The following is a 20,351-nucleotide window of genomic DNA, read 5'->3' on the forward strand; positions in this document are numbered from 1 at the left end:
AGAGCCCTCCCTTTCACGCCTCACCCAGTAATCGCCGCAAGATAGCGCGCGACCGACACATCGAACGCCGCCTTCGCATCGTGCTCAATGTTACGTCCCCACCAGGCGCCATAAATGCGATCGAACGCAAGTGGCGCGATCGCCTCAGCGATACGGCGCACGGCGACAGCATTCAGCGGCGTGTAGTTCGGATAGGAGTACATGAAGCTGACGTGACGGCGATCCATCGCCACCTGCGCGACATCGCCGGCCAGGAGCGCGCCGCTGCCGTCTGCCCCCGTGCGCCAATGCAGCACGGTGGCGCCGGTGAAATGCCCGCCGGCGCGGACCAGCCGAAGATCGTCCGATATCGCGAGTTCCTCCCCCCGCCACGGCACGATCGACGGATGCGGCCGCGTGATCCATTGCGCATCGTCCCCATGCAGATAGACCGGCGCGTTGCCGAACGCTTCGCTCCAGTCGGCCAGCGCCCCATAATAATGCGGATGCGATATCGCGATCGCCTTCAGTCCGCCGCGCGACCTGACGTAGTCGATCGCCTCGCGCGTCGCGAGCGGGATGCAGTCCCACATCACAAGAGCTTCGCCATCGGGGACCAGCAACGCACGCTGGCCGATCGCCAAGCGCGGCTCGACCGCGACGCCAACGAGCCCAAGATCGTCGCGCCAGACGACATGATGGCGTTTGGCCAGTTCCTCGCGGCTGAGCCAGACCTGTCCGTTCCAGTTCACGAACTGCCGCTCGTCCTCGCAGATCCGGCAAGACGGCGGCGGATTGGCGCTGTCGGAAAACTGCGCGCCGCATTGTTCGCAAGTCCAGGTTGGCATGAGGGTCACTCCATTTGGAGGCCCAAGATAGCATGCAATGCGGCGGTTCTATCTCGCCTATATCGGCTTCCGCTGCGTCTATCCGCCTGAACCCAAAGCACCGTGATGAGTGCTGCAAAATAAAAGCCCGCCGGAGGCGGGCTTTCACGATGGTCAATCAGAAACGATCAGTGCTTGGAGCCAAGACTGACGATGACGCCGGTCGGTTCAGGCTCGTGCGGCATCAAATTCGTCAGGGTGTCGTCGCTCCAATGGGCGAGGTTCACGATCTTGCCGATCTGTGTGTCCGTCTCCGCGGACTCGCTCGGCTCGAGTACGTTGAGCCCGTTGGTGTCAAGGAAGTAGGTGTGATCACCGAACAAGCGGTTCAACTGGGCGACCGCCGGATGATCGTCGGGAAGGCAGTGAGCATCGAATTGGCTCAAGGCCCGCTCGACCTGCGTTGAGTTCAGTCTCATGTTCCTCGCTCCTCTGGATTGGAGGGTTGCACCGCGCAACGGCCTAAGCCGGACGCGGCCGCCTGCATTCGCGGGACAGCCATCCCGCCAACACGACGACGCACTGGAGCTTCACTTGTGCCGCCGTTGGATGATTTTCTTCGAATTGCCATCCTGTCGCCGGCTCTTCGCCAAATACGATCCGTTTCGACCGCGTTTCAACGAACGTGAAGTGCGGGACATTGGGTCCGAGCCCGCCTATTCAACCCCGCGCTCGCATTAAATTCGTGAGTTCCCCAAGGTTCATTCCTCGGGAACAGGATGCAACCTCGCCAATTCGTCGAGCGAAAGCGCGGCTTCGCGTTCGGTCAACGTAAAGCGCACGATCACATCCTGACGGCTGACCTGCCCCCAAAGTCCCTCCGTAGACCACTTTTGCGGCACGGGCCCACGCGGACCTTCGATCCAGACGAAGTACCACTGTGTCATGACAAGCGCCTCGCCTTAAGCGATGCGCAATTATAGCGCGTTCCGCTGCAAGGATCGAACCCGGCCACCAAGCTCAAGCAGCCACGGGACTCACATGAACAAGCGCGCGAGGTAGCTCAGGCCGACGACGAGCCCGATCAGCCCGATGGTGATGCAGATCACGATCAGCCCGGCTTGCTCAAACACACGGTCGCGCATGGGCGCAAAGCTCCTGCTCAATGCGAAACCCGCAACACAGTCAGCGCTCGCGTTCGGCGATCCGGCGTTTGAAATTCGATGGTCTGGCCGACTGATAGGCCGATCAGCGCGGCACCGACCGGAGTCAGCACCGAAATGCGCTTGCGCGAGATGTCGGCTTCGTGCGGATAGACCAGCACCACCTCCCTCGCCGCACCGGTGCTGTCGTCACGATAGTCGACCTGCGAGCCCATGCGGACGACGTTTCGCAAATCGGCATCGTCAGGCGCGATACTCGCTCGCTCCATCTCGCGCGCAAGGAAATAGGCCACGCGCGGAAAAAGCTCCATGCTTGAGTTGGCAAGTCCGCTCAGCCGCTGCTTCTCCTCCGTTGTCACCCGGATCGGCGGCAGATTGGGTTCGGTATTCTTACTCATTGTTGTCACCTTTCTTCAGGCAGCCGTTGGCCCTGGGTCGTCGTCGATCGCGCCATCTTTTTTTCGGACCACAGGCGCACGGAACAGCGGCACGACATTCGACTCGGCTTGCTTCACACTTTCGCGCGTGCGCTCGAGGCGGCGGTCATCGGATGCGGTGTGGACGGTCTCTGACGGAGGCGGCACGGCACGTTCCTTCTGTTCAAAGTAAATCGGGCTCCTGCACGGAAGCCACGAACTCGAGATATCGATGAGAACAGAACCCGGACGGCTCGATCGGCCGTCCGGCTAAGTGCCTGCGTGCAGGCGGCCGGCGTGCAGACAGAAGCGCGCGATGCGCGGATCGATGTCGACAACGTATGTCATAATGCACTCAACATAGCCCCACATGGCACCGTCGCCATTGCGGCGAAAGCGCGCACCTCGCCCGACGACGCGCAATTGCTTGCCTTTGCGCACGATCGAAACCTCTCAGGGGAGCGCCGATCGCAGTATCGCTAACGCCGCTCGCTGGGTCTTTCCGTTCGTGGTGTCTCTGCTGCTGCCCGCTGTGCCATTTCCGAGGCAATCGCCTGCGCCATCCGCAAATGACCCAGGACGGTTGGCAGAAGGTCTGACGCAAGATCCTTCAGTTCAGCGTTCTCCCCTGAACCGATCTCGTACTCCAGAAGCTGAGCAGTCTTCTGATGGTCGATGATTTGTCCTTCGATGTAGGCGCGATCGAATTGAGGACCGCTGAACTGCTCCAACTTCGTACGCATGGCTTTGTGTTCTTCGTCGAGTTTGTCGGGCGCTGCAATCCCGTTCGCTTTTGCGAGTGCTGAAAGCCGATCATTGGCGGCACTGTGATCGCGAACCATGCGTTGTGCAAATTCCGTCACGGCGCGGCTCGCCCCTTGCTGCGCCGCGAATCTGCCAAGATCCACTTCGGCCAATCCTCCGGTTGCTGCGGCATTGATGAAGGCGCGATCCGCTTGATTGGCTTGGCGCGGCGCCGGCACACCCGGAGCAGATTGTCTCGTTCCCGGCGGCATGCCGCCGGGGTTACCCGGCGCGGGGCTCACGGGATTGGTCGACTGGCCGAAAGCCGCCGGAGAAAGAAATGCAATCGCGATCGCTAAGAGCGTTAGAAGACGCATCACTCAATCTCCTTTTGCGACTCGCTGGGATAACTGCCGGCACCCGACTGGCATCACAGCGTCAGCATGTACGCCACCAGCGAATCCTTCTCCTCCTGCGTTAGCTTCAAGCCGAGCACCAGATTGAAGAACTCGACGGTGTCGGCGAGCGTTAGCAAGCGCCCGTCGTGCATATAGGGCGGTGAGTCCTTGATGCCGCGCAGGGTGAAGGTCTTGATTGGTCCATCAGCCAATGCGACGAGACCATTGACGGTCTGACCGACATTGTAGAAGCGCTCGAGCTTCAGGTCGTGCATATTGTTGTCAAGGAATGACGTCTGCGGCACGTGGCACTGTGCGCATTGTCCCTTGCCCAAAAATACCCTTTCTCCCTCGAGTTCCTGCTGTGTCGCCTTGCTGGGATCGAGCCGGCTCAGTGGATCGAGCTTTGGCGCAGGCGGGAAATCGATGATGTTCTGCATCTGCGCCATCATCGGGACCTGATCGAATCGGTCGGGCAGGTGCACGCCTTTCCGCTGCGCGCTGACGTGATCGCCGTTGAAATAGGCCGTCCGCTGCTCGAACTGCGTGAAGTCCTCGATCGAGCGCAGCGACCGTTTCGAACCATGAATTTGCTGGTTGAACATGCCGCGAAGGCTGACCGTATCGAGGCGGAAGCGGGCCGCCTGAGGGCGCACGTCAGGCGTCTGGTGGAAGGCCGCGTTAGTGTGGAAATTCGCATGACAGTCGAGGCAGGTGACGCCAAGGCTTTGGTCTGCGCTCTTGCGATCTTCTGTCTGGTTGAACTCTTCCTGCGGGAACGGCGTCAGCAACAGGCGCATTCCCTCCATCTGCACGGGCGTGATGATGCCGATCATCAGTTGATAGTAGTTCTTTATCGTCAGGAGCTGGCCGTGTGAGACATCACCCAGTTCCGGATGGCTGGTCAGAAAGATCGGCGGCGGAAACTCCGGCGTGAATTGGTCGGGGAGATCGAAATCAACATCGAAGCGCCTGATGTTCCGCGATTCCTGCCGGTTGATTTCGTCGATTTGCTGGTTCGGGAAAACCTGGCCGCCGGTCGCCTGCTTGACATGCGGCAGCGGCATGAAAGCAGCCGGCAATAATCCACGCTGCCTTATCTCGTCCGGACTCATCGCCGACAGACTGTCCCAGGTTACTCCTGCCGGCAGCCTGACCCGCACTCCGTCCTGCACGGGCTTTCGGCCGCCCGACATCATCACATTCGCGATCGGCCGGTTCGAGAGGTCGTAGCGCTGCTCCAACAGGGCCTGCTGGCGCTGCATGACCTGCGATTTCTGCGCCTCATCTAGCGCCTTCACCACATCAAGCGGCTGCGTCGGAAGCGGCCTGTAGGTCGCGTCTGGGGGCAGAGGATCGGCCAATGCAGCGACTGCAATCAAGCTCGCTACGGCCAGTGCGGCCGCAATTTTCGGGTATTTCGACATGAGCGACCTCCGGTTCGGAGCACGCACCAGAAGTGCCGATGCAGGACCTACGCAGATGCGGAGCGCAACGCGATCGAATCTGCTTCGTTCCTACATTCCCTGATGTTTGATCATTCCGGGAGCTCAAGCCACGGCGGTCAGGCGTGGCCTCTTGGTCAGGTTGTTGGGTCACTTGGCGTCAGTTGATGATCTGGCCGCTTCAACCGGCTCGCATTGCTCCAACACTGCACACGTTACCGTCGGTGCAGCTTGACAATCGAAAACGGCTCAGATTATGTAATGTTATAACATTACATATGGATGCCCCGATGCCCTCTGCCGGGCGAAAATTCCTCGAGCTGCAAAGGCTGTTCGATCTCCATGCAAAAACTGCCCGTCACCGTCTTGTCCGGCTTCCTCGGGGCTGGAAAGACAACTTTGCTGAACCACGTGCTCAACAACCGACACGGCCTGAAGGTGGCCGTGATTGTGAACGATATGAGCGAGGTAAACATCGATGCGGACCTCATCCGCGATGGCGGTGCGAATCTTTCCCGGACGAACGAGAAGCTGGTTGAGATGACCAACGGGTGCATCTGCTGCACCCTGCGCGACGACCTGCTGAGGGAAGTGCGCGCGCTGGCTGAAGGCGGAAGGTTCGATTACCTGCTGATCGAATCGACCGGCATCTCCGAGCCACTGCCGATTGCGGCCACATTCGATTTCCGGACCGAGCACGGCGAGAGCCTGTCCGACGTCGCGCGGCTCGACACCATGGTCACGGTCGTCGATGCCGTGAACCTGTTGAGGGACTATTCCTCCACCGATTTCCTTAGCGAGCGCGGCGAGGCCCTCGACAACGACCAGCGCACGCTGGTCGATTTGCTTGTCGAGCAGATCGAATTTGCCGATGTCGTCGTGCTGAACAAGGTGGATGACGCAACACCCGTGCAGCGCGATGCTGCACGCAAGATCATCCGGGCGCTCAATCCTGAAGCCGAGATCCTGGAAGCCAATCACAGCAAGGTCCCATTCGACCAGATCCTCGATACCGGCCGCTTCGATTTTCAGAAGGCGCAACAGCATCCGCTGTGGTTCAAGGAATTATACGGCTTTGCCGACCATGTGCCGGAGAGCGAGGAATACGGCATCAAGAGCTTCGTCTATCGTGCGCGGCGGCCGTTTGAGCCGACGAAATTTCATCACTTCCTTCATGACGCCTGGCCAGGCGTCATTCGCGCCAAGGGGCATTTCTGGATTGCCACGCGTCCGCAGTGGGTCGGTGAGATGAGCCAGGCCGGCGCCATCACCAAGACTGAGGCCTTGGGATTCTGGTGGGCGGCGATACCGCGCGAACGCTGGCCACGGGATCCCGAGTGGCAGCGAATATTGAAGAAGAGCTGGAACGATCTCTACGGTGATCGGCGGCAGGAACTTGTCTTCATCGGCACAAACATGGACGAAGCCGCGATCCGTGCGCGTCTCGATGCGTGCCTCGTGAAAGGAAGACCCGGCATGGATACGCAGACCTGGGCCGGCCTGCCCGATCCGTTTCCGGTGTGGAAACGCGCCAACGAGGCGGCCTGACGCGCCAGAGCCCTTCATAGAGTTCAGGATGCGCCGGAACGCGAAAAACGACAGCACAAGATCGCGTCTGCCGCGCCGCTAGGTCGCGTCGTGAAAAATAATCCCGACGGTGTGCCGCATGCCGGAACGCACGCGACTCACGCCGTGACGAAGGTTCACGCGGTAATTGCCCTTCGATCCCTGCACTGGCCGGTTATGGACCGCGAAGGCGACCGCGTCGCCCTGCCGGAGCGGCACGACTTCGACGCGGCTTTGCATGCGCGGCCGCTGCTCGGTCAGAACGAACTCGCCACCAGCGAAGTCCGTACCGGGCTGCGAGAGCAGAATCGCGACCTGGATCGGGAATGCGAGATCGCCGTAGAGATCCTGATGGAGGCAATTGAAGTCACCCGGAACGTATTGCAGCAGAAGCGGCGTCGGGCGCGTCTGGCCGGCGTCGTGGCATTGCTTGAGGAACGCCGCATGGTCGCCAGGATAGCGCTCGCCGATCCCCATCCGGGCGTTCCATTCGTTGGCAACGCCTGCAAGGCGCGGGTAGAGCACCCTTCGCAAGGAGCCGATGAGGTCGGGCAGCGGGTATTTGAAGTAGCGATACTCGCCCTTGCCGAAGCCGTGCCGCGCCATGTGGATATGACTTCGGAAATGGCTCTCGTCGGGATAGAGGCCTGCGAGGGTGCGGCATTCCTCAGGTGAAAGCAGCTTGGGCAAGACGGCGCAGCCGTAATTGTCGAGCTCACCTGCGAGCACCTGCCAGTCGTAAGCGGCAACCCGCGCCTCTGCGGACGCAACCGCAGGGGCACGGGTGATGGTGGACGAACGGACTGTCATGAGATCGTTCCTTCCTGATCAGTATCTGCGCTTATGATCGAAAATGCTCCGTCAGCTCACGCGATGCGGATGATTGTCGTCTTCGCGAGAAGATAGGTTTCGCCGGTGCGAAAGCGGAGCCGGATATCTCCGTTCTCGAGCATCTGCCACTCTGCATGGCCGTCGGCGACGAGCCGGCGGAAATAGGCCATCACGCGCCCTTTTGCCGGATCGGCGTAAACGAGACCTGCGGTCGCATCGGGCATTGTCCTGGTGCGGCGGCGCTTCTCGCGCTTCGTCTTTGCGTCGAATGCATCCCGAGGAAACATCGTCTGAAGCGTTCCTTCCGCCAGTCGATCAGCGTCGGCGATCACCAGCGATTTCAACAGGCATGCATCAATCACCTGAATGACCGAGTAAAATGCACGGGAATGCGACCAGGGCACTCCGAATATTGCTTTCAAACTCGCGATGTTCACGTACCTTCCGAGCATTCCTGGTCGAGCAAAGCCCGCTTGCGTTCGATGCCCCAGGCGTAGCCGGAGAGCGAGCCATCTTTCCGAACGACGCGATGGCAGGGAATGGCGATGGCAAGCTTGTTCGCCGCGCAAGCACCGGCCACCGCGCGCACCGCCTTGGGGGAGCCGATACGCTGTGCGATTTCGGCATAGGACACCGATTCGCCGACTGGGATCTCCTGCAGGGCCCGCCACACCCGCTGCTGGAAGGCGGTGCCGCGGACGTCGAGGGGAAGGTTCAGGCCGATCGCCGGCGCTTCGACAAAGCCGACGACCCGGGCAACCAGCGCTTCATAGTCGTGATCACCGCCAATGAGATGCGCTTTCGGAAAACGATCCTGGAGATTGCGGACGAGTTCGTCCGGATCGTCGCCCAGGAGGATCGCAGCCACGCCCTTCGTGCTCGAGGCAACGAGGATCGCGCCGAGAGATGTCTGCCCGACAGCGAACTTGATCTCCTCGTTGGTGCCCCCGGCGCGATACTGCGACGGCGTCATGCCGAGCATGTCCGTCGACTTCTCGTAGAAGCGTCCGCTCGAATTGAAGCCAGCGTCGTAGATCGCCTCGGTGACGGAGTTGCCCGAGGCCAATCCCCGGCGAACCTTCCCGGCACGATGGCCGGCGGCGTATTCCTTCGGCGTCAGCCCGGTCATGGCCTTGAACACGCGATGGAAATAGCTCGGACTCCGGCCGATCGCCGCGGCCAATTGCTCCAGCGAAGGTTCTTCCTCGCTCTCCTCGATGACCCGGCACACCTTCGCCACCAGGGCCGCGTTCTCGGCTTCGGTCGAAAGGCCTTCCGGATTGCAACGCTGGCAAGGCCGGAAACCTGTCGCCCTGGCGCTTTCCAGACTGTCGTGGAGTTGCACGTTCCTGGGATTGGGAACGCGCGAAGGGCAGGACGGCCGGCAATAGACGCCTGTCGTTGCGACCGAGTACCAGAGATGGCCATCGGCCGTCTTGTCACCCGCGACAATGCGTGCCCATCGCGGATCATCCACCACCGACGTGGGCGTTGACTTCGGGGTCCTGGCAGGGGTCGCAGTCATCTTCTTTCTCATATGGTGTTGGATTCTTTCTCATATGGTGTTGGATCGATGATGCCGCCAATTCCCCGCCGACGCACTCCGGCTCTTGCGCTCGAATTCGATTGCCGGCGGCGGGCGAGTGCCCGCATTGTCCGATGGTCGGCGACGATGGGGGACAACGCCACCCGATTTCCGACCGCGTGCAAATGAGGCCCGCCCGGGCGCGTGCGGACCTCGTTCGACGGCCGAGGGTGAGCCGCCATTGTGGCGGAACCGCTTCGATCAGGCCGCCTTGAGCAGCCCGAGCTGGGTGAGCGCGGTCACGCCGTCGTCGAGACCGATTTCCTCGACGATCTTGCCGTCGATCACCTTCAGCACCGTGGTGCCGGTGAAATGCATCTTGCGGCCCGTTGCAGCCGGCAGGCCGCCGACCAGGAAATCGTTGAAGGCCGGCCCCTTATGGGTGCCGCCACCTTCCCATTGGCCGACGACGTAATCGCCTTCGGCGATCAGGTCCGCAGTGCCCCAGAAATTGAGATCGGGGAATGCAGCACGGAAATCGGTCATGAACGCCTTGATATCGGCGCGGCCGCGGCGAGGCTCATGCAGCGAATATTTGAGCAGCATGTCGGGCGCAGCGATCTCGTCGATAACAGCAAGATTGACGTCCTTGCCCCAGAACTCCGTGAACCAGCGGCCGACCACGGCCTTGTTATCCTCTTCCTTGCTCATTGGAATGGCTCCTTGTGTCTCGTGACGATCACCGACGTCGGGTGGTGATCTGAACGAGGCTTACGCTTGACCAAAGGAAGCCGAACTCCGGTTCTTGCGCTGAAATCGAAACGGCGGAGCCGCCGGCGCGATGCGGGCCGAGATCACGGCCGGCACAGATCAACCATTCCGCCTTCGCAGTCCGGCAAGCTGGGATGGAAGAAGACCGTAGGTGTTGCGATATATCTCAGCAAAGCGCCCCATATGCGTGAAGCCCCATTTCAGGGCGACTTCGGAGACAGGCAGGATGTTGTCCGAAGATGTAAGCTCCAGATGTGCGGCTTCCAGCCTGATGCGACGCAAGTAGGTAACCGGCGTTGCACCGTAGTGCGCCTGGAAAGCGGTCTGCAACGTCCGTACGCTGATACCCGCTGCGGCTGCGGCGTCGCTCATGGTAAAGGGCCGATGAATGTTGGAATGCATGTAATCGACCGCCCGCCGAAGGTGGCGCATGGTTGATTCAGAGGGCTCCCGCAATTTGCCCGATGTCAGTCTCTCAAGCACCAGCAGGAGCAAGGATTCGCTCAGCAGCGCCATTGCGATGGGGGAGCGCCCCTGAAGATCCTCATCAAGAACGGCGGACACGACCGCTTGCGCGGAGTGATAAAGTGATTGCGTCGTCGTCTCCGTCAGATGATGGAGCATCAGAGGCGTAAGATCCTGAACAGAGAGCTTTTCATCGAATGTGGAAAGCGCCCGCATCAATTCTGGGCGTTCGAACCGTAGCCCTCTCGTTGCATGAGCCCCCTTGGTGGAAATTCGGCTTGGCGCGTCTGTCAGATGTGTAAACAGAGATCCTGGGAGCGCTCGGCAGGCACCGTACCTGCCAATTGCAGCAACAGCGCCAATGACAGGCTGCGAGACATGCAAGCTCTCCGCTGACTCATTGAGGGTTATTTCGTAGCCGTGGCTACCCTGCACTCGCCAGCAGGTCAGGCCGTTGACCGCAGCGAAGTTGGCTCGCCACGAAAATTGTCGCCCGGCCTTCTCCGGCTCCGCCGAAACGTCCGGCAGGAATATAGAGAGACAGTCAAGGTACTTATCGAAACCAACCCCGCGCTTGTCTTGGGACGCAACACGCAAAAACGAACTCATAATTCCGAGCAGGCCATACCGTAATTGTTTCGCGATTAATCGAAATTCTCCGGTTAAGCAACGCGGTGCCACGAGGCGTCAATTTTAACGGTGGCTATCCAATTCGCGCGAGATATGGCCAAAAGGCGAAGCGCCCGCGCGTTGGTAACACCTCATTCAGCAACGCTGCATACGCATGAGATACGTGGCAGATGACGTGAACAGCGCTCCTGCTTATGTCCGCCGACATCCCGGGAAATGTTGGCAACATCACGATCACAAGCGCGCGGATGCAGCTTGGACAGGGACGCGACTCTCTCTGTTCATCTCAAGCCGACAAGCCATCAAACGAATGATGGCGGCAGCAGGAGGAATGAGGTGGATGTTCGCAACATTGCATGCGCCGTTGCCTCCCCGTCGCTCGCGCAGGTACCAGCGCACCAAAAGACAGCCGCGATAATTTACGAACAGGCGAGACCGCCAGGAAAGTGAATCGCATGATCGAGGCCGCCACGACAGTCCGACAACTTCATATCGCCCTCATAACCGAGACGCCGGAACGGACAAGACCGCTGGCATCCATACTCAGTCAAACCTGCGACGTTCATTTGCTGCCGCCGGCGATAGACCCTCTTGTCATCGATGATTTCGCTTCTTGCGTCGTTCTTGACGTTGATCTTTCGTCAACGCAGGTGATCCGAGCGCTTCGTCCCACTCGTCAGGCAATCCTGGCACGTTCGCTGCCCAGCCTCCTCGTTATCGACAAGAGCATTGGAGAACGCGCGCTTGCCGAAAGGATACGTCGCGCAAAGACATTCGGCGTACGCAACTACATCCACCATCCATTCGATGCCGATGAAGTGCTGCGGGTATTTTCTCCAATACATGACGCGCGCACCAAGTCGGAAACACCATCGCGCAACAAAATCGTATTGCGGGGCGTTTTCGCTGCTCATCGCGCGCTGGCGCAGACAATCGAGGCGCCGCACAACGAGAGCTCATTTCCATTCGAAACTCTCGAAGCCAACACCCCGCTGATCCTGGAGGCGCTCGACGTCTGGGGAATTGGTCCCTGGATGGAAACGGTGCGGAGGCATCATGGCGGCACCTACAGGCACAGCCTGCTCGTGACCGGTTTCGCCGTTGCGTTCGCACAGAAGCTGAAGATGCGTCCCAAAGACCAACAACGCATCGCGCACGCCGCGCTGCTGCACGACGTCGGAAAATCGTTCATTCCAATTGATATTCTCGACAAGCCGGGAAAATTGACCGACCATGAGATGGAGCAGATAAGACAACATCCCCGGTACGGATATGACCTGCTCACGCAACAGGGCGGCTTTCCGGCTGAGATCCTCGATTGCGTGCTTCATCACCACGAGTTGCTCGATGGATCGGGTTATCCGGACCGGCTTCGCACCGGGCAGATTGCAGACCTCGTACGCGTTATCACAATTGCCGATATTTTTTCCGCACTGGTCGAAGATCGACCTTACCGCCAATCGCTGCCGCCAATGAACGCCTTCAGGATAATGCAGGATATGGGAAACAAGCTCGACGGCGATCTACTCAACGCGTTCCGACCCGTCGTCGAAGATGCGGTGAGGTGCGTTTCCGCCGAGCTCTCATCGAAGAACATCTTCAGCGAGCGCACGTGACGGATGACGTGTGTCGCCACGCCGGTTTTGTGGGCGCACGTACATGATGACGGCTTCCGGGAGCTCTGCCTTCACCTTCAGCGCGGCATCGAGCGCGTCTTGTCCGTCCAGGACGACATGGTCCGTTTTCCCCCTTAGCTTAAACCCGACGGTAAACTGCATCCCGAAATCTCCACTCGTGTGCCGCTACGCTGTCCTCGGTCATTGCCGTTCTCCTTCGCTCCGAAGCGATGGGAGCTACGCCATTGGCGTGAAAAATATGACCCGGAGCAGATGCGTGTAGTCGGACTCGAACACCATGATCGCCACGAATACCAGCACCAGCCCCGGCGGCAGCAGGATGGCATAGACCAACGCCAACCGTTCCCAGGCCATGTGCATGAAGACGGCGACGATCAGACCGGCCTTCAAAACCATGAACAGCAGGATCAGCGACCATCTCAGATGGCCATGGATGCCAAAATAATCGACGAGATAGGAGCAGGTGCTAAGGACGAACAGCCATCCCCAGACCACGAGATAGAGCCTGATCGGATGCTGCTGGCCCTTTGCTTGGGCGGCTCCCGGCGCATGGGCCTCATGGGCGTGAACGTGCAGCGAAGGTTGTTGGCCTTCCACATGTATCGCGGCTTCTGTCATGCGCCAACCTCACCAAAGATAGAAAAGGGCAAAGATGAACACCCACACAAGATCGACGAAGTGCCAGTACAGGCCGGTGATTTCGACGATCTCGTAGTACCCTTTGCGGCTTGTGAAAAAGCCTCGCCTTTCGACATCGAAGTCTCCCCGCAAGACCTTTCGTGCGATGGCAATCAGGAAAATCACACCGATGGTCACGTGGGTGCCGTGGAAGCCGGTGATCATGAAGAAGCTGGCGCCGAACTGCGCCGCACCCCACGGGTTGCCCCAGGGCCGGACGCCCTCCATGATCAGCTTGGTCCACTCGAAGGCTTGCATTCCGACGAACGTGGCGCCGAATGCAGCGGTGACCAGCATCAAGGCTGCGGTTCTGACGCGATCGCGGCGGTAACCGAAATTGACCGCCATCGCCATCGTGCCGCTGCTGCTGATCAGGATGAAGGTCATGATCGCGATCAGGATGAGCGGGATGTGCTGGCCGCCGATATTGAGGGCAAAGACTTCGCTGGGGTTCGGCCACGGCACTGTCGTGGACATTCGCGCCGTCATGTACGACAGCAGGAAGCAACTGAAGATGAAGGTGTCGCTCAGGAGGAAGATCCACATCATGGCCTTCCCCCAGGAGACGTTCTTGAATGCGCGCTGATCCGAGGACCAGTCGGCAACGATCCCTCGCCACCCCGCCAGCCGCGCGGGCGATGCTCCGATGTTTGTCAGCGCGGTCTCTGCCATCGATCCCTGCCCTCCCTAACTGAGCAACTGGCGACAGATGTCGACGAAATTGTCGGTCCAGCCGGTCAGCAGACCAAGCAAGACCAGCCAAACCAGCAGCAGGAAGTGCCAATAGATGGCGCAGAGCTCCACGCTCGCGCGCACCTTTGCGACCTCAGCGCCACGCCACACTTTGGCGATCGTTCTGCCGAGCGCCACCAGACCGCCCATCAGATGCAGCCCGTGCACCGCGGTGATCAGATAGAAAAAAGAATTCGCTGGGTTGGACGCGACGAAATACCCAGCGGCATTCAACTGTCGCCACGCCAGAAGCTGCCCAACCAGGAATGTAACGGCGCATGCTCCGCCAGTGCAGAGGCCGACGCTGACACTGTCCATGTCGCCGCGGCGCGCGGCCATGTACGCCCATTGCAGCGCGACACTGCTCAACACCAGCACGCCCGTGTTGAACCACAGCAGCGCCGGCACCGGCAGCGTCCGCCAGTCCACCATGTTCATGCGCATGGAGTAAGCGCTGATGAACAGCGCGAACAGCGAGCCGACGACCGCGAGAAACACCCCCAATCCGATCTTCGCTGCCTGCGACGACGATCCGCTCTCCTCGCGAAGATCGAAGATCACTCCTTCCTCCAGCCAGGGTTTTGCTGTCAGCCGTTGCTGCGAGAGCCACCATCCCGCAATTGCCGCTATTCCAGCCATGAACAGGATAACGGCGCTCACGGATGGGCCCCCTGCGGCGATAGTTTGGCTGGCGGTTCATTTTGCGGCACGAAGTCCCTGGCGGCGCCGGGTACGCTGTAGTCGTAGGCCCAGCGATAGACGATCGGGAGCTCCTTGCCCCAGTTGCCGTGCCCCGGCGGGGTCTCCGGTGTCTGCCATTCCAGCGATGCGGCTCCCCAGGGATTGCCGCCCGCCTCTTTCCCTTTGAACAGGCTCCAGATCAGATTGAAGATGAAGACAAGCTGGGCGAAGCCGACGATCAGGGCCGCCACGCTCATGAACGCATTGAGGTCATGGGCAGATGCCGGGATGAAGGCCGTTTCGCCAATGTCGTGATAGCGGCGAGGCATGCCCAGAAGGCCCAGATAGTGCATCGGGAAGAAGACCGCGTAAGCCCCGAGGAACGTGACCCAGAAGTGGAACCGTCCGAGCGCCTCATTGAGCATTCGTCCCGTGACTTTCGGATACCAATGATAGATCCCGCCGAACACGGCCATGATCGGCGCAATCCCCATCACCATGTGGAAGTGGGCGACAACAAACATCGTGTCCGACAGCGGAACGTCCACGACCACGTTGCCGAGAAACAGGCCGGTCAGACCGCCATTTACGAACGTGATGATGAACGCCAGCGCGAACAGCATCGGGATGGTGAGATGAATATCGCCGCGCCAGAGGGTCAGCACCCAGTTGTAGACCTTGATCGCGGTCGGGATGGCGATGATGAGCGTCGTGGTGGCGAAGAAGAACCCGAAATACGGATTCATGCCGCTCACATACATGTGGTGCGCCCATACGACGAAGCTGAGAGCGCCGATTGCCACGATGGCCCAGACCATCATGCGATAGCCGAAGATGTTCTTCCGCGCGTGGGTGCTGATCAGATCCGAAATAATGCCGAAGGCCGGCAAGGCGACGATATAGACTTCGGGATGACCGAAGAACCAGAACAGGTGCTGGAACAGGATTGGGCTGCCGCCGCCATATTTCGTCAGCTCGCCCATCTCGACGAGGGTCGGCATGAAGAAGCTGGTGCCGAGGAGCCGGTCAAGCAGCAGCATCACCGAGGCGACGAACAGCGCCGGGAAGGCCAGCAGCGCCATGACGGTGGCGGTGAATATGCCCCACACCGTCAACGGCATCCGCATCAACGTCATGCCGCGCGTGCGCGCTTGCAGCACCGTCACCACATAGTTGAGGCCGCCCATGGTGAAGCCGATAATGAACAGGATCAGAGAGGCCAGCATGAGAATGATGCCCCAGTCCTGCCCAGGAGTGCCGGAGAGAATCGCCTGCGGTGGATAGAGCGTCCAGCCGGCGCCGGTGGGCCCGCCAGGCACGAAGAAGGTCGAGACCAGCACCAGAACCGCGAGCAGATAGACCCAATAGCTCAGCATGTTCACATAGGGGAAAACCATGTCCCGGGCACCGACCATGAGCGGGATGAGGTAGTTGCCGAAGCCCCCGAGGAACAACGCGGTGAGCAGGTAGATCACCATGATCATGCCGTGCATGGTGATGAACTGGAGATATTGGTTGGCATCGATGAAGGAGAACGTGCCGGGAAATCCCAGTTGCAGTCGCATCAGCCACGACAGCACCAGCGCGACCATTCCGATCGCCATCGCCGTGATCGAATACTGGACGGCGATGACCTTGGCATCCTGCGAAAAAACGTACCTCGTCCACCAGCTCTTCGGATGATAGAGTTCGACCTCCGCAACCTCAGCGGGCGGAACGCCTGCGATTGTGTCATACGGGACATCGACCATCGGAATTCCCTCCTTGGCCTTCCGTTCAGCGAGGAGTTCGCCTCACGATCGATCGCGCCTCCTCGGCGGTATGCTCATTCGCTACCTGTCTTGTACGCCGCCTTCGCGACGTTGCGCTGGCCTGACAACTCAGCGAATGTCCGCTGTTTCTCCAGCCACGCGTGATATTCTTTCTCTTCCTCGACGACGACCTTGCTGCGCATTTGCGCATGCGCGGCACCGCAGAGTTCTGCACAGAGAACCTCGAACGTTCCGGTGCGGGTGGGCATGAACCAGTAATAGGTCACCGAGCCTGGTATCATGTCCATCTTGGCCCGGAACTCGGGCACATAGAAATCATGCAGGACGTCAATTGAGCGGAGCAGCACCTTCACAGGCTTGCCGATCGCCAGGTGCAGATCGTCGTTTTGAACAACGATGTCGTCTTTTCCGTTCGGATCGTCGGGATTCAAGCCCATGGGATTGTCGGCACTGATAAGGCGGGCGTCGGTGGTCCCCAGCCGGCCGTCTTTTCCAGGAAGCCGGTAGCTCCATTGCCACTGCTGTCCCATGACCTCGACTTCGGTCGCACCGGCCGGGACGGTCACGAACTGGTGCCAGACGACCAGTCCCGGTGCCAACATCGCCGCGACGCCGATTGCTGTCCCGACGCTGAGCCACCATTCGAGCCGCTTGTTTTCGGGGTTGTAGTCCGCCCGCCTTCCCTCCTTGTGGCGGAAGCGGAAGACGCAGTAGGCCATGAACGCGACGACCGCGACGAAGACCGCGCCGGTGATCCAGAATGTCAGGGTGATGGTGTCGTCGATGTAGCCCCAATTCGAGGCAAGCGGCGTCCACCACCACGGGCTGAAGAGGTGGAACACCACCGAGGCGATTGCGACCAAAAGCAGAATAATTGCTACAGCCATCCCTCATGCATCCTTGCCGCTAAAAGGCTGCGGATACGAACCGGAGGGCGGAGCTCACGTCTGTCGCGATGGCGGACTTTACATCCGCTGTCGTCGTGCCTCTTGCCTCGCCCATTCCACTGGTCGCGACGCGGATTGCATGCCACGACCGCAAGTCTCATCGGAGCTGGGGGCGTTATATGAAGGATGGTACGCGTCGAGCCGGGCGTCAATAGTGGAGTATGCCGCGCCCCGCGTCAGCGGCGTCGCGCAAACCGTTGTCGGACGGCAACCGTCCGCCTGATGATGCGACGCAACAAGAGAGATTGTGCAACCGCACAATTCACCCAACCGTGAGCGCCATCTTGCTCTCATCTCCTTAAGCTCCTACACCATTGCGACAGGTGTCGCCCGGCAAAGCTCCTTCTCGCTGAATCTGGCTCGTCGGGCTCGATCGCGATTTCCGCGCATGAGGCGAATGTGCGCGAGTTGAAGGCCGCGCCGTTCCCCCTTGCGATCACGAGCAAGGAGACCGGAGCCATGGCTACTCAGTATTTTGCAAGACCTCACCTGCAATTCTTCGGCGTCTCCACCGCCTATGCCGTTCGCAGGATCAGCCTTTCGGACTTGCGCGACGCGCTGCGCCTGGGCTGGGAAGACTTCCAAGCGATACCAACTCACGCTGTCGTCCTGTGCGGAATTTATCCTGTTCTCGGTCTTGTGTTGTTCAGGCTGGTCCTTGGCTATTCGGTGCTGCCGCTGCTGTTTCCACTGGCGGCCGGTTTTGCGTTGATCGGTCCTTTTGCCGCGCTCGGCCTCTACGAACTCAGCCGCCGCCGCGAACGCGGCGAGGAACCCGCGGCATGGCATGCGATGCACGTGCTGAGCGCACCGTCCTTCGGCGCCATTCTCGGCCTCGGCGTGCTCCTGCTCGTTTTGTTCGGGGTCTGGATCGCCACCGCGGACGCTATCTACGTTGCCACGTTCGGCCATGCCGCGGCCGCGAGCATCCCTGATTTCGCAACGCGCGTGCTGACGACGCCGGAAGGCTGGTCGCTCATCATCATCGGCTGCGGCGTCGGCTTCCTGTTCGCCGTCGTGTCCCTGTGCGTCAGCGTCGTATCGTTTCCGTTGATGCTGGACAGACATGCCACTGCGATAGACGCCATCCGGACGTCGCTGCGGGCCGTGAAAGAGAACCCATTTGTGATGGCCGCATGGGGGCTGATCGTGGCGGCGCTGCTGGTGATCGGTTCGCTGCCGTTCTTTGTCGGCCTCGCTGTCGTGCTGCCGGTGCTCGGTCATGCCACCTGGCATCTTTATCGGAAGGTGGTCGAGCCCGACCCGAATCCCCCACAGGAGGAGCCTCGCACGCCGATAGGTCATCGCTACGCAGCGGATTTCCCGGCGTCGCTGTTCCCGTGGAGCCACGAACGCTAGCCGGAGCGCCCTTGAACCTGCCAGCCCGGCCGTTGGCGCCATTCAGGTCATCAAAAGAAATCCCCAGCGATCGGGTAAGATCGCTGGGGCTTGCTACCAACTTTGGTTGCGGGGAGGCGCAACCACCGATACCGACATTCAGTTCAGGTTGCGATCTATCCGGGGGCTTTTCGTCCCTTTTCACGTCCGAGCGTGCGGCTTGAGCTTCGCGCGCAACGTTATTTGTGCGGAGTCCGTCCTCCGCCCCCACGTTCTAACGCTACGCTTTGCCTGGCGACCAAGGCAAACATCACGGAACTAGCTGCAACAGCCGCTGTCGCGCGATTCATTGGTTTTTGCCACAGCGAACAGCCGGATACAGTGGAGAGGCAGTGCGGCGGAGAGAGTGTCAGTCAACACCAGTTGAAAAATAACGCATTTCGACATCCCGGTGTCAAAACCCACCATTTGAGCTACGGCCAGCCGGCGGGTCTCCGGCCTACCGAGCAAGTTAAATCCTAGACCTGCAACCATCTCAAATTATTAGTTGAGGCAACGGCTTGAGGGGCTGATCGGTCGGACGGAAGGGATAGAGCGAAACTCGAAGTGGCGGAGAGACGGTCAGTCAATCCCCGTCGAAAGACAAAGCATTTTCGACCTTTCTAGACCAAAACCCACCATTCAGCTACGCGCGAAAATGGAATTTCGTGCAAGCGTTCAGTTTGGTATTGGCGCAACTACCCCGAAAAGCCGCAATCAGGCCGTGTACCCATAAAACCGTCGGCGTGACTCTACGTCCGCTTTGTCCCGATAGCGACCAAGTTCGTGGGGCAACGCAGGATGTCGCGATGGGCCTGAAGCTGACATGGATCTTCCCCAGGGCGGCAATTCATTGTTCATGTCTGCTGCATGCGCGAGCAAGTCGTCTCGAAAGGCGCGACTTCCAAGTCGCATGGTTTTGCGACTTGATGGTGCGTCGAGGAAAAGAACTCGGCGCCAAATCCTGTTGCTCACTTGCCGCCAGTGACATCGAGGAACGTGCCGGTGACGAACGAAGCCTCGGCGCCGGCCAACCACAGGATCGCACGCGCGACCTCTTCAGGCTGCCCGCCTCGTCCCATCGGGATCGAGTCCTTGACGCGATCTACCCGCCCCGGCTCTCCGCCGCTCGCATGCATTTCGGTGTAGATGTGTCCGGGGCGAATGCAGTTGACGCGAATTCCGTCGCGCGCGACCTCCTTGGCGAAACCGGTCGTGAATGTCTCCAGCGCACCCTTCGATGCGGCGTAGTCGACATATTCGCCCGGACTGCCGAGCCGGGCCGACGCGGACGAGACGTTGATCACGGAGCCACCCCGCCCGTTGTAACGATAGGACATCCGCCTGGCGGCCTGCTGGGCGCAGAGAATGGGACCAATCGCGTTGACGGCGAAGATCCGCTGCATCCGCTCGAAACCAAGGTCCTCAAGCCGGGACTGCCGCGCAAGGACAGCAGCGTTGTTCACCAGCACATCGATCCGGCCGAACTCCCGGTCGATCGCCGCGAAGAGCTGCGCCACCTGCTGCGGATCCGCACTATCCGCGCGCACGGGCAACGCCCGCCGCCCCGCGGCTTCCACATCAGCCGCCACTGCAAGGGCGGCAGCTTCGTTGGAGACGAAGCTGATCGCGACATCGTAGCCCTGTGCGGCAGCAAGCCGCGCGGTTGCCGCGCCGACGCCACGACTTCCACCCGTTATCAGAATGAGCGGCGCCTGCGAGATGGTATCCATTGAGCGAACCTCCATGTGGTGATGGGATGATGAT

At 60.2% G+C, this 20,351-nt stretch carries 22 protein-coding genes; 3 read left to right on the plus strand and 19 right to left on the minus strand.

Annotated elements, in window-relative coordinates; translation table 11 throughout:
• Nucleotides 1-20 precede the first annotated feature (20 nt).
• The 7 genes from YY7_RS0109440 to YY7_RS0109480 form a co-directional block, all read right to left on the minus strand.
• On the minus strand, nt 21-827 hold the full coding sequence (locus tag YY7_RS0109440) for an MBL fold metallo-hydrolase (RefSeq protein WP_028163025.1): 807 nt from the start codon (nt 825-827) through the stop codon (nt 21-23).
• Between the two features lie 167 nt (nt 828-994).
• On the minus strand, nt 995-1,285 hold the full coding sequence (locus YY7_RS0109445) for a hypothetical protein (RefSeq protein WP_028163026.1): 291 nt from the start codon (nt 1,283-1,285) through the stop codon (nt 995-997).
• 282 nt (nt 1,286-1,567) lie between these two features.
• Nucleotides 1,568-1,753 carry a hypothetical protein gene (locus YY7_RS0109450; RefSeq protein WP_028163027.1) on the minus strand — a complete coding sequence of 62 codons (186 nt, stop codon included), beginning with the start codon at nt 1,751-1,753 and terminating at the stop codon, nt 1,568-1,570.
• Nucleotides 1,754-1,968: 215 nt separating this feature from the next.
• Nucleotides 1,969-2,367 carry a nucleoside diphosphate kinase regulator gene (rnk, locus tag YY7_RS0109460; RefSeq protein ID WP_028163028.1) on the minus strand — a complete coding sequence of 133 codons (399 nt, stop codon included), beginning with the start codon at nt 2,365-2,367 and terminating at the stop codon, nt 1,969-1,971.
• Between the two features lie 288 nt (nt 2,368-2,655).
• Nucleotides 2,656-2,826 carry a hypothetical protein gene (locus tag YY7_RS60170; RefSeq protein ID WP_155255105.1) on the minus strand — a complete coding sequence of 57 codons (171 nt, stop codon included), beginning with the start codon at nt 2,824-2,826 and terminating at the stop codon, nt 2,656-2,658.
• Nucleotides 2,827-2,864: 38 nt separating this feature from the next.
• Nucleotides 2,865-3,506 carry a DUF4142 domain-containing protein gene (locus YY7_RS51160; RefSeq protein WP_063623367.1) on the minus strand — a complete coding sequence of 214 codons (642 nt, stop codon included), beginning with the start codon at nt 3,504-3,506 and terminating at the stop codon, nt 2,865-2,867.
• A gap of 53 nt (nt 3,507-3,559) precedes the next feature.
• Nucleotides 3,560-4,954 carry a cytochrome b6 gene (locus tag YY7_RS0109480; protein WP_028163030.1) on the minus strand — a complete coding sequence of 465 codons (1,395 nt, stop codon included), beginning with the start codon at nt 4,952-4,954 and terminating at the stop codon, nt 3,560-3,562.
• Between the two features lie 360 nt (nt 4,955-5,314).
• On the opposite strand from YY7_RS0109480, the gene zigA reads away from it, so the two are divergent.
• On the plus strand, nt 5,315-6,520 hold the full coding sequence (gene zigA / locus YY7_RS0109485) for a zinc metallochaperone GTPase ZigA (RefSeq protein WP_028163031.1): 1,206 nt from the start codon (nt 5,315-5,317) through the stop codon (nt 6,518-6,520).
• 78 nt (nt 6,521-6,598) lie between these two features.
• Here zigA and YY7_RS0109490 read toward each other — a convergent pair whose 3' ends face one another.
• From YY7_RS0109490 to YY7_RS56435, 5 genes are all read right to left on the minus strand, one after another.
• The gene (locus YY7_RS0109490; protein WP_028163032.1) at nt 6,599-7,348 is read right to left on the minus strand and encodes a 2OG-Fe(II) oxygenase; all 750 of its coding nucleotides are present in this window, start codon (nt 7,346-7,348) and stop codon (nt 6,599-6,601) included.
• A gap of 56 nt (nt 7,349-7,404) precedes the next feature.
• Complete coding sequence (locus YY7_RS51165; protein WP_155255106.1) at nt 7,405-7,731, minus strand: hypothetical protein; 327 nt, start codon at nt 7,729-7,731, stop codon at nt 7,405-7,407.
• Nucleotides 7,732-7,802: 71 nt separating this feature from the next.
• Nucleotides 7,803-8,894 carry a bifunctional DNA-binding transcriptional regulator/O6-methylguanine-DNA methyltransferase Ada gene (gene ada, locus YY7_RS0109500; RefSeq protein WP_035689690.1) on the minus strand — a complete coding sequence of 364 codons (1,092 nt, stop codon included), beginning with the start codon at nt 8,892-8,894 and terminating at the stop codon, nt 7,803-7,805.
• A gap of 261 nt (nt 8,895-9,155) precedes the next feature.
• On the minus strand, nt 9,156-9,605 hold the full coding sequence (locus YY7_RS0109505) for an ester cyclase (RefSeq protein WP_028163034.1): 450 nt from the start codon (nt 9,603-9,605) through the stop codon (nt 9,156-9,158).
• A 159-nt stretch (nt 9,606-9,764) separates the two neighbouring features.
• Nucleotides 9,765-10,739, minus strand: coding sequence for a helix-turn-helix domain-containing protein (locus tag YY7_RS56435; protein WP_051396619.1), 975 nt, complete (start codon nt 10,737-10,739; stop codon nt 9,765-9,767).
• 476 nt (nt 10,740-11,215) lie between these two features.
• On the opposite strand from YY7_RS56435, the gene YY7_RS51175 reads away from it, so the two are divergent.
• A complete protein-coding gene (locus tag YY7_RS51175) occupies nt 11,216-12,376 on the plus strand; it encodes an HD-GYP domain-containing protein (protein WP_051396620.1) in 1,161 nt (386 codons plus the stop codon).
• Here the strand turns inward: YY7_RS51175 and YY7_RS57920 are convergent.
• From YY7_RS57920 to YY7_RS0109545, 6 genes are all read right to left on the minus strand, one after another.
• Complete coding sequence (locus YY7_RS57920; protein ID WP_080663641.1) at nt 12,344-12,538, minus strand: hypothetical protein; 195 nt, start codon at nt 12,536-12,538, stop codon at nt 12,344-12,346. The genes YY7_RS51175 and YY7_RS57920 overlap by 33 nt on opposite strands.
• A gap of 75 nt (nt 12,539-12,613) precedes the next feature.
• The gene (locus YY7_RS0109525; RefSeq protein WP_028163035.1) at nt 12,614-13,015 is read right to left on the minus strand and encodes a cytochrome C oxidase subunit IV family protein; all 402 of its coding nucleotides are present in this window, start codon (nt 13,013-13,015) and stop codon (nt 12,614-12,616) included.
• A gap of 9 nt (nt 13,016-13,024) precedes the next feature.
• The gene (locus YY7_RS0109530; RefSeq protein ID WP_035689652.1) at nt 13,025-13,747 is read right to left on the minus strand and encodes a heme-copper oxidase subunit III family protein; all 723 of its coding nucleotides are present in this window, start codon (nt 13,745-13,747) and stop codon (nt 13,025-13,027) included.
• A gap of 15 nt (nt 13,748-13,762) precedes the next feature.
• Nucleotides 13,763-14,467 carry a cytochrome c oxidase subunit 3 gene (locus YY7_RS0109535; protein WP_028163037.1) on the minus strand — a complete coding sequence of 235 codons (705 nt, stop codon included), beginning with the start codon at nt 14,465-14,467 and terminating at the stop codon, nt 13,763-13,765.
• Nucleotides 14,464-16,239: a cytochrome c oxidase subunit I gene (gene ctaD / locus YY7_RS0109540; RefSeq protein ID WP_028163038.1), complete on the minus strand. Its 1,776-nt coding sequence runs from the start codon at nt 16,237-16,239 to the stop codon at nt 14,464-14,466. Before ctaD ends, YY7_RS0109535 begins: the two co-directional genes overlap by 4 nt.
• 74 nt (nt 16,240-16,313) lie before the next feature.
• A complete protein-coding gene (locus YY7_RS0109545) occupies nt 16,314-17,147 on the minus strand; it encodes a cytochrome c oxidase subunit II (RefSeq protein WP_028163039.1) in 834 nt (277 codons plus the stop codon).
• 519 nt (nt 17,148-17,666) lie between these two features.
• Here YY7_RS0109545 and YY7_RS0109550 point away from each other — a divergent pair.
• Nucleotides 17,667-18,566: a DUF2189 domain-containing protein gene (locus YY7_RS0109550; protein WP_028163040.1), complete on the plus strand. Its 900-nt coding sequence runs from the start codon at nt 17,667-17,669 to the stop codon at nt 18,564-18,566.
• Between the two features lie 989 nt (nt 18,567-19,555).
• On the opposite strand, the gene YY7_RS0109555 is transcribed toward YY7_RS0109550, so the two are convergent.
• A complete protein-coding gene (locus YY7_RS0109555; protein ID WP_028163041.1) occupies nt 19,556-20,317 on the minus strand; it encodes an SDR family oxidoreductase in 762 nt (253 codons plus the stop codon).
• Between the last annotated feature and the right edge of the window lie 34 nt (nt 20,318-20,351).

Source organism: Bradyrhizobium elkanii WSM2783 (assembly GCF_000472865.1).
GTDB lineage: Bacteria > Pseudomonadota > Alphaproteobacteria > Rhizobiales > Xanthobacteraceae > Bradyrhizobium > Bradyrhizobium elkanii_A.

Bases quoted from the DNA above. Each gene is read 5' to 3' on its own strand.
- YY7_RS0109555 (WP_028163041.1), bottom strand. From the start codon at position 20,317: ATGGATACCATCTCGCAGGCGCCGCTCATTCTGATAACGGGTGGAAGT.
- YY7_RS57920 (WP_080663641.1), bottom strand. From the start codon at position 12,538: ATGCAGTTTACCGTCGGGTTTAAGCTAAGGGGGAAAACGGACCATGTC.
- YY7_RS0109490 (WP_028163032.1), bottom strand. From the start codon at position 7,348: ATGACAGTCCGTTCGTCCACCATCACCCGTGCCCCTGCGGTTGCGTCC.
- rnk (WP_028163028.1), bottom strand. From the start codon at position 2,367: ATGAGTAAGAATACCGAACCCAATCTGCCGCCGATCCGGGTGACAACG.
- YY7_RS0109480 (WP_028163030.1), bottom strand. From the start codon at position 4,954: ATGTCGAAATACCCGAAAATTGCGGCCGCACTGGCCGTAGCGAGCTTG.
- YY7_RS0109440 (WP_028163025.1), bottom strand. From the start codon at position 827: ATGCCAACCTGGACTTGCGAACAATGCGGCGCGCAGTTTTCCGACAGC.
- YY7_RS0109450 (WP_028163027.1), bottom strand. From the start codon at position 1,753: ATGACACAGTGGTACTTCGTCTGGATCGAAGGTCCGCGTGGGCCCGTG.
- ada (WP_035689690.1), bottom strand. From the start codon at position 8,894: ATGACTGCGACCCCTGCCAGGACCCCGAAGTCAACGCCCACGTCGGTG.
- YY7_RS56435 (WP_051396619.1), bottom strand. From the start codon at position 10,739: ATGAGTTCGTTTTTGCGTGTTGCGTCCCAAGACAAGCGCGGGGTTGGT.
- YY7_RS0109525 (WP_028163035.1), bottom strand. From the start codon at position 13,015: ATGACAGAAGCCGCGATACATGTGGAAGGCCAACAACCTTCGCTGCAC.
- YY7_RS51175 (WP_051396620.1), top strand. From the start codon at position 11,216: ATGATCGAGGCCGCCACGACAGTCCGACAACTTCATATCGCCCTCATA.
- YY7_RS51160 (WP_063623367.1), bottom strand. From the start codon at position 3,506: ATGCGTCTTCTAACGCTCTTAGCGATCGCGATTGCATTTCTTTCTCCG.
- YY7_RS0109530 (WP_035689652.1), bottom strand. From the start codon at position 13,747: ATGGCAGAGACCGCGCTGACAAACATCGGAGCATCGCCCGCGCGGCTG.
- zigA (WP_028163031.1), top strand. From the start codon at position 5,315: ATGCAAAAACTGCCCGTCACCGTCTTGTCCGGCTTCCTCGGGGCTGGA.
- YY7_RS0109550 (WP_028163040.1), top strand. From the start codon at position 17,667: ATGGCTACTCAGTATTTTGCAAGACCTCACCTGCAATTCTTCGGCGTC.
- YY7_RS0109445 (WP_028163026.1), bottom strand. From the start codon at position 1,285: ATGAGACTGAACTCAACGCAGGTCGAGCGGGCCTTGAGCCAATTCGAT.
- ctaD (WP_028163038.1), bottom strand. From the start codon at position 16,239: ATGGTCGATGTCCCGTATGACACAATCGCAGGCGTTCCGCCCGCTGAG.
- YY7_RS0109545 (WP_028163039.1), bottom strand. From the start codon at position 17,147: ATGGCTGTAGCAATTATTCTGCTTTTGGTCGCAATCGCCTCGGTGGTG.
- YY7_RS0109505 (WP_028163034.1), bottom strand. From the start codon at position 9,605: ATGAGCAAGGAAGAGGATAACAAGGCCGTGGTCGGCCGCTGGTTCACG.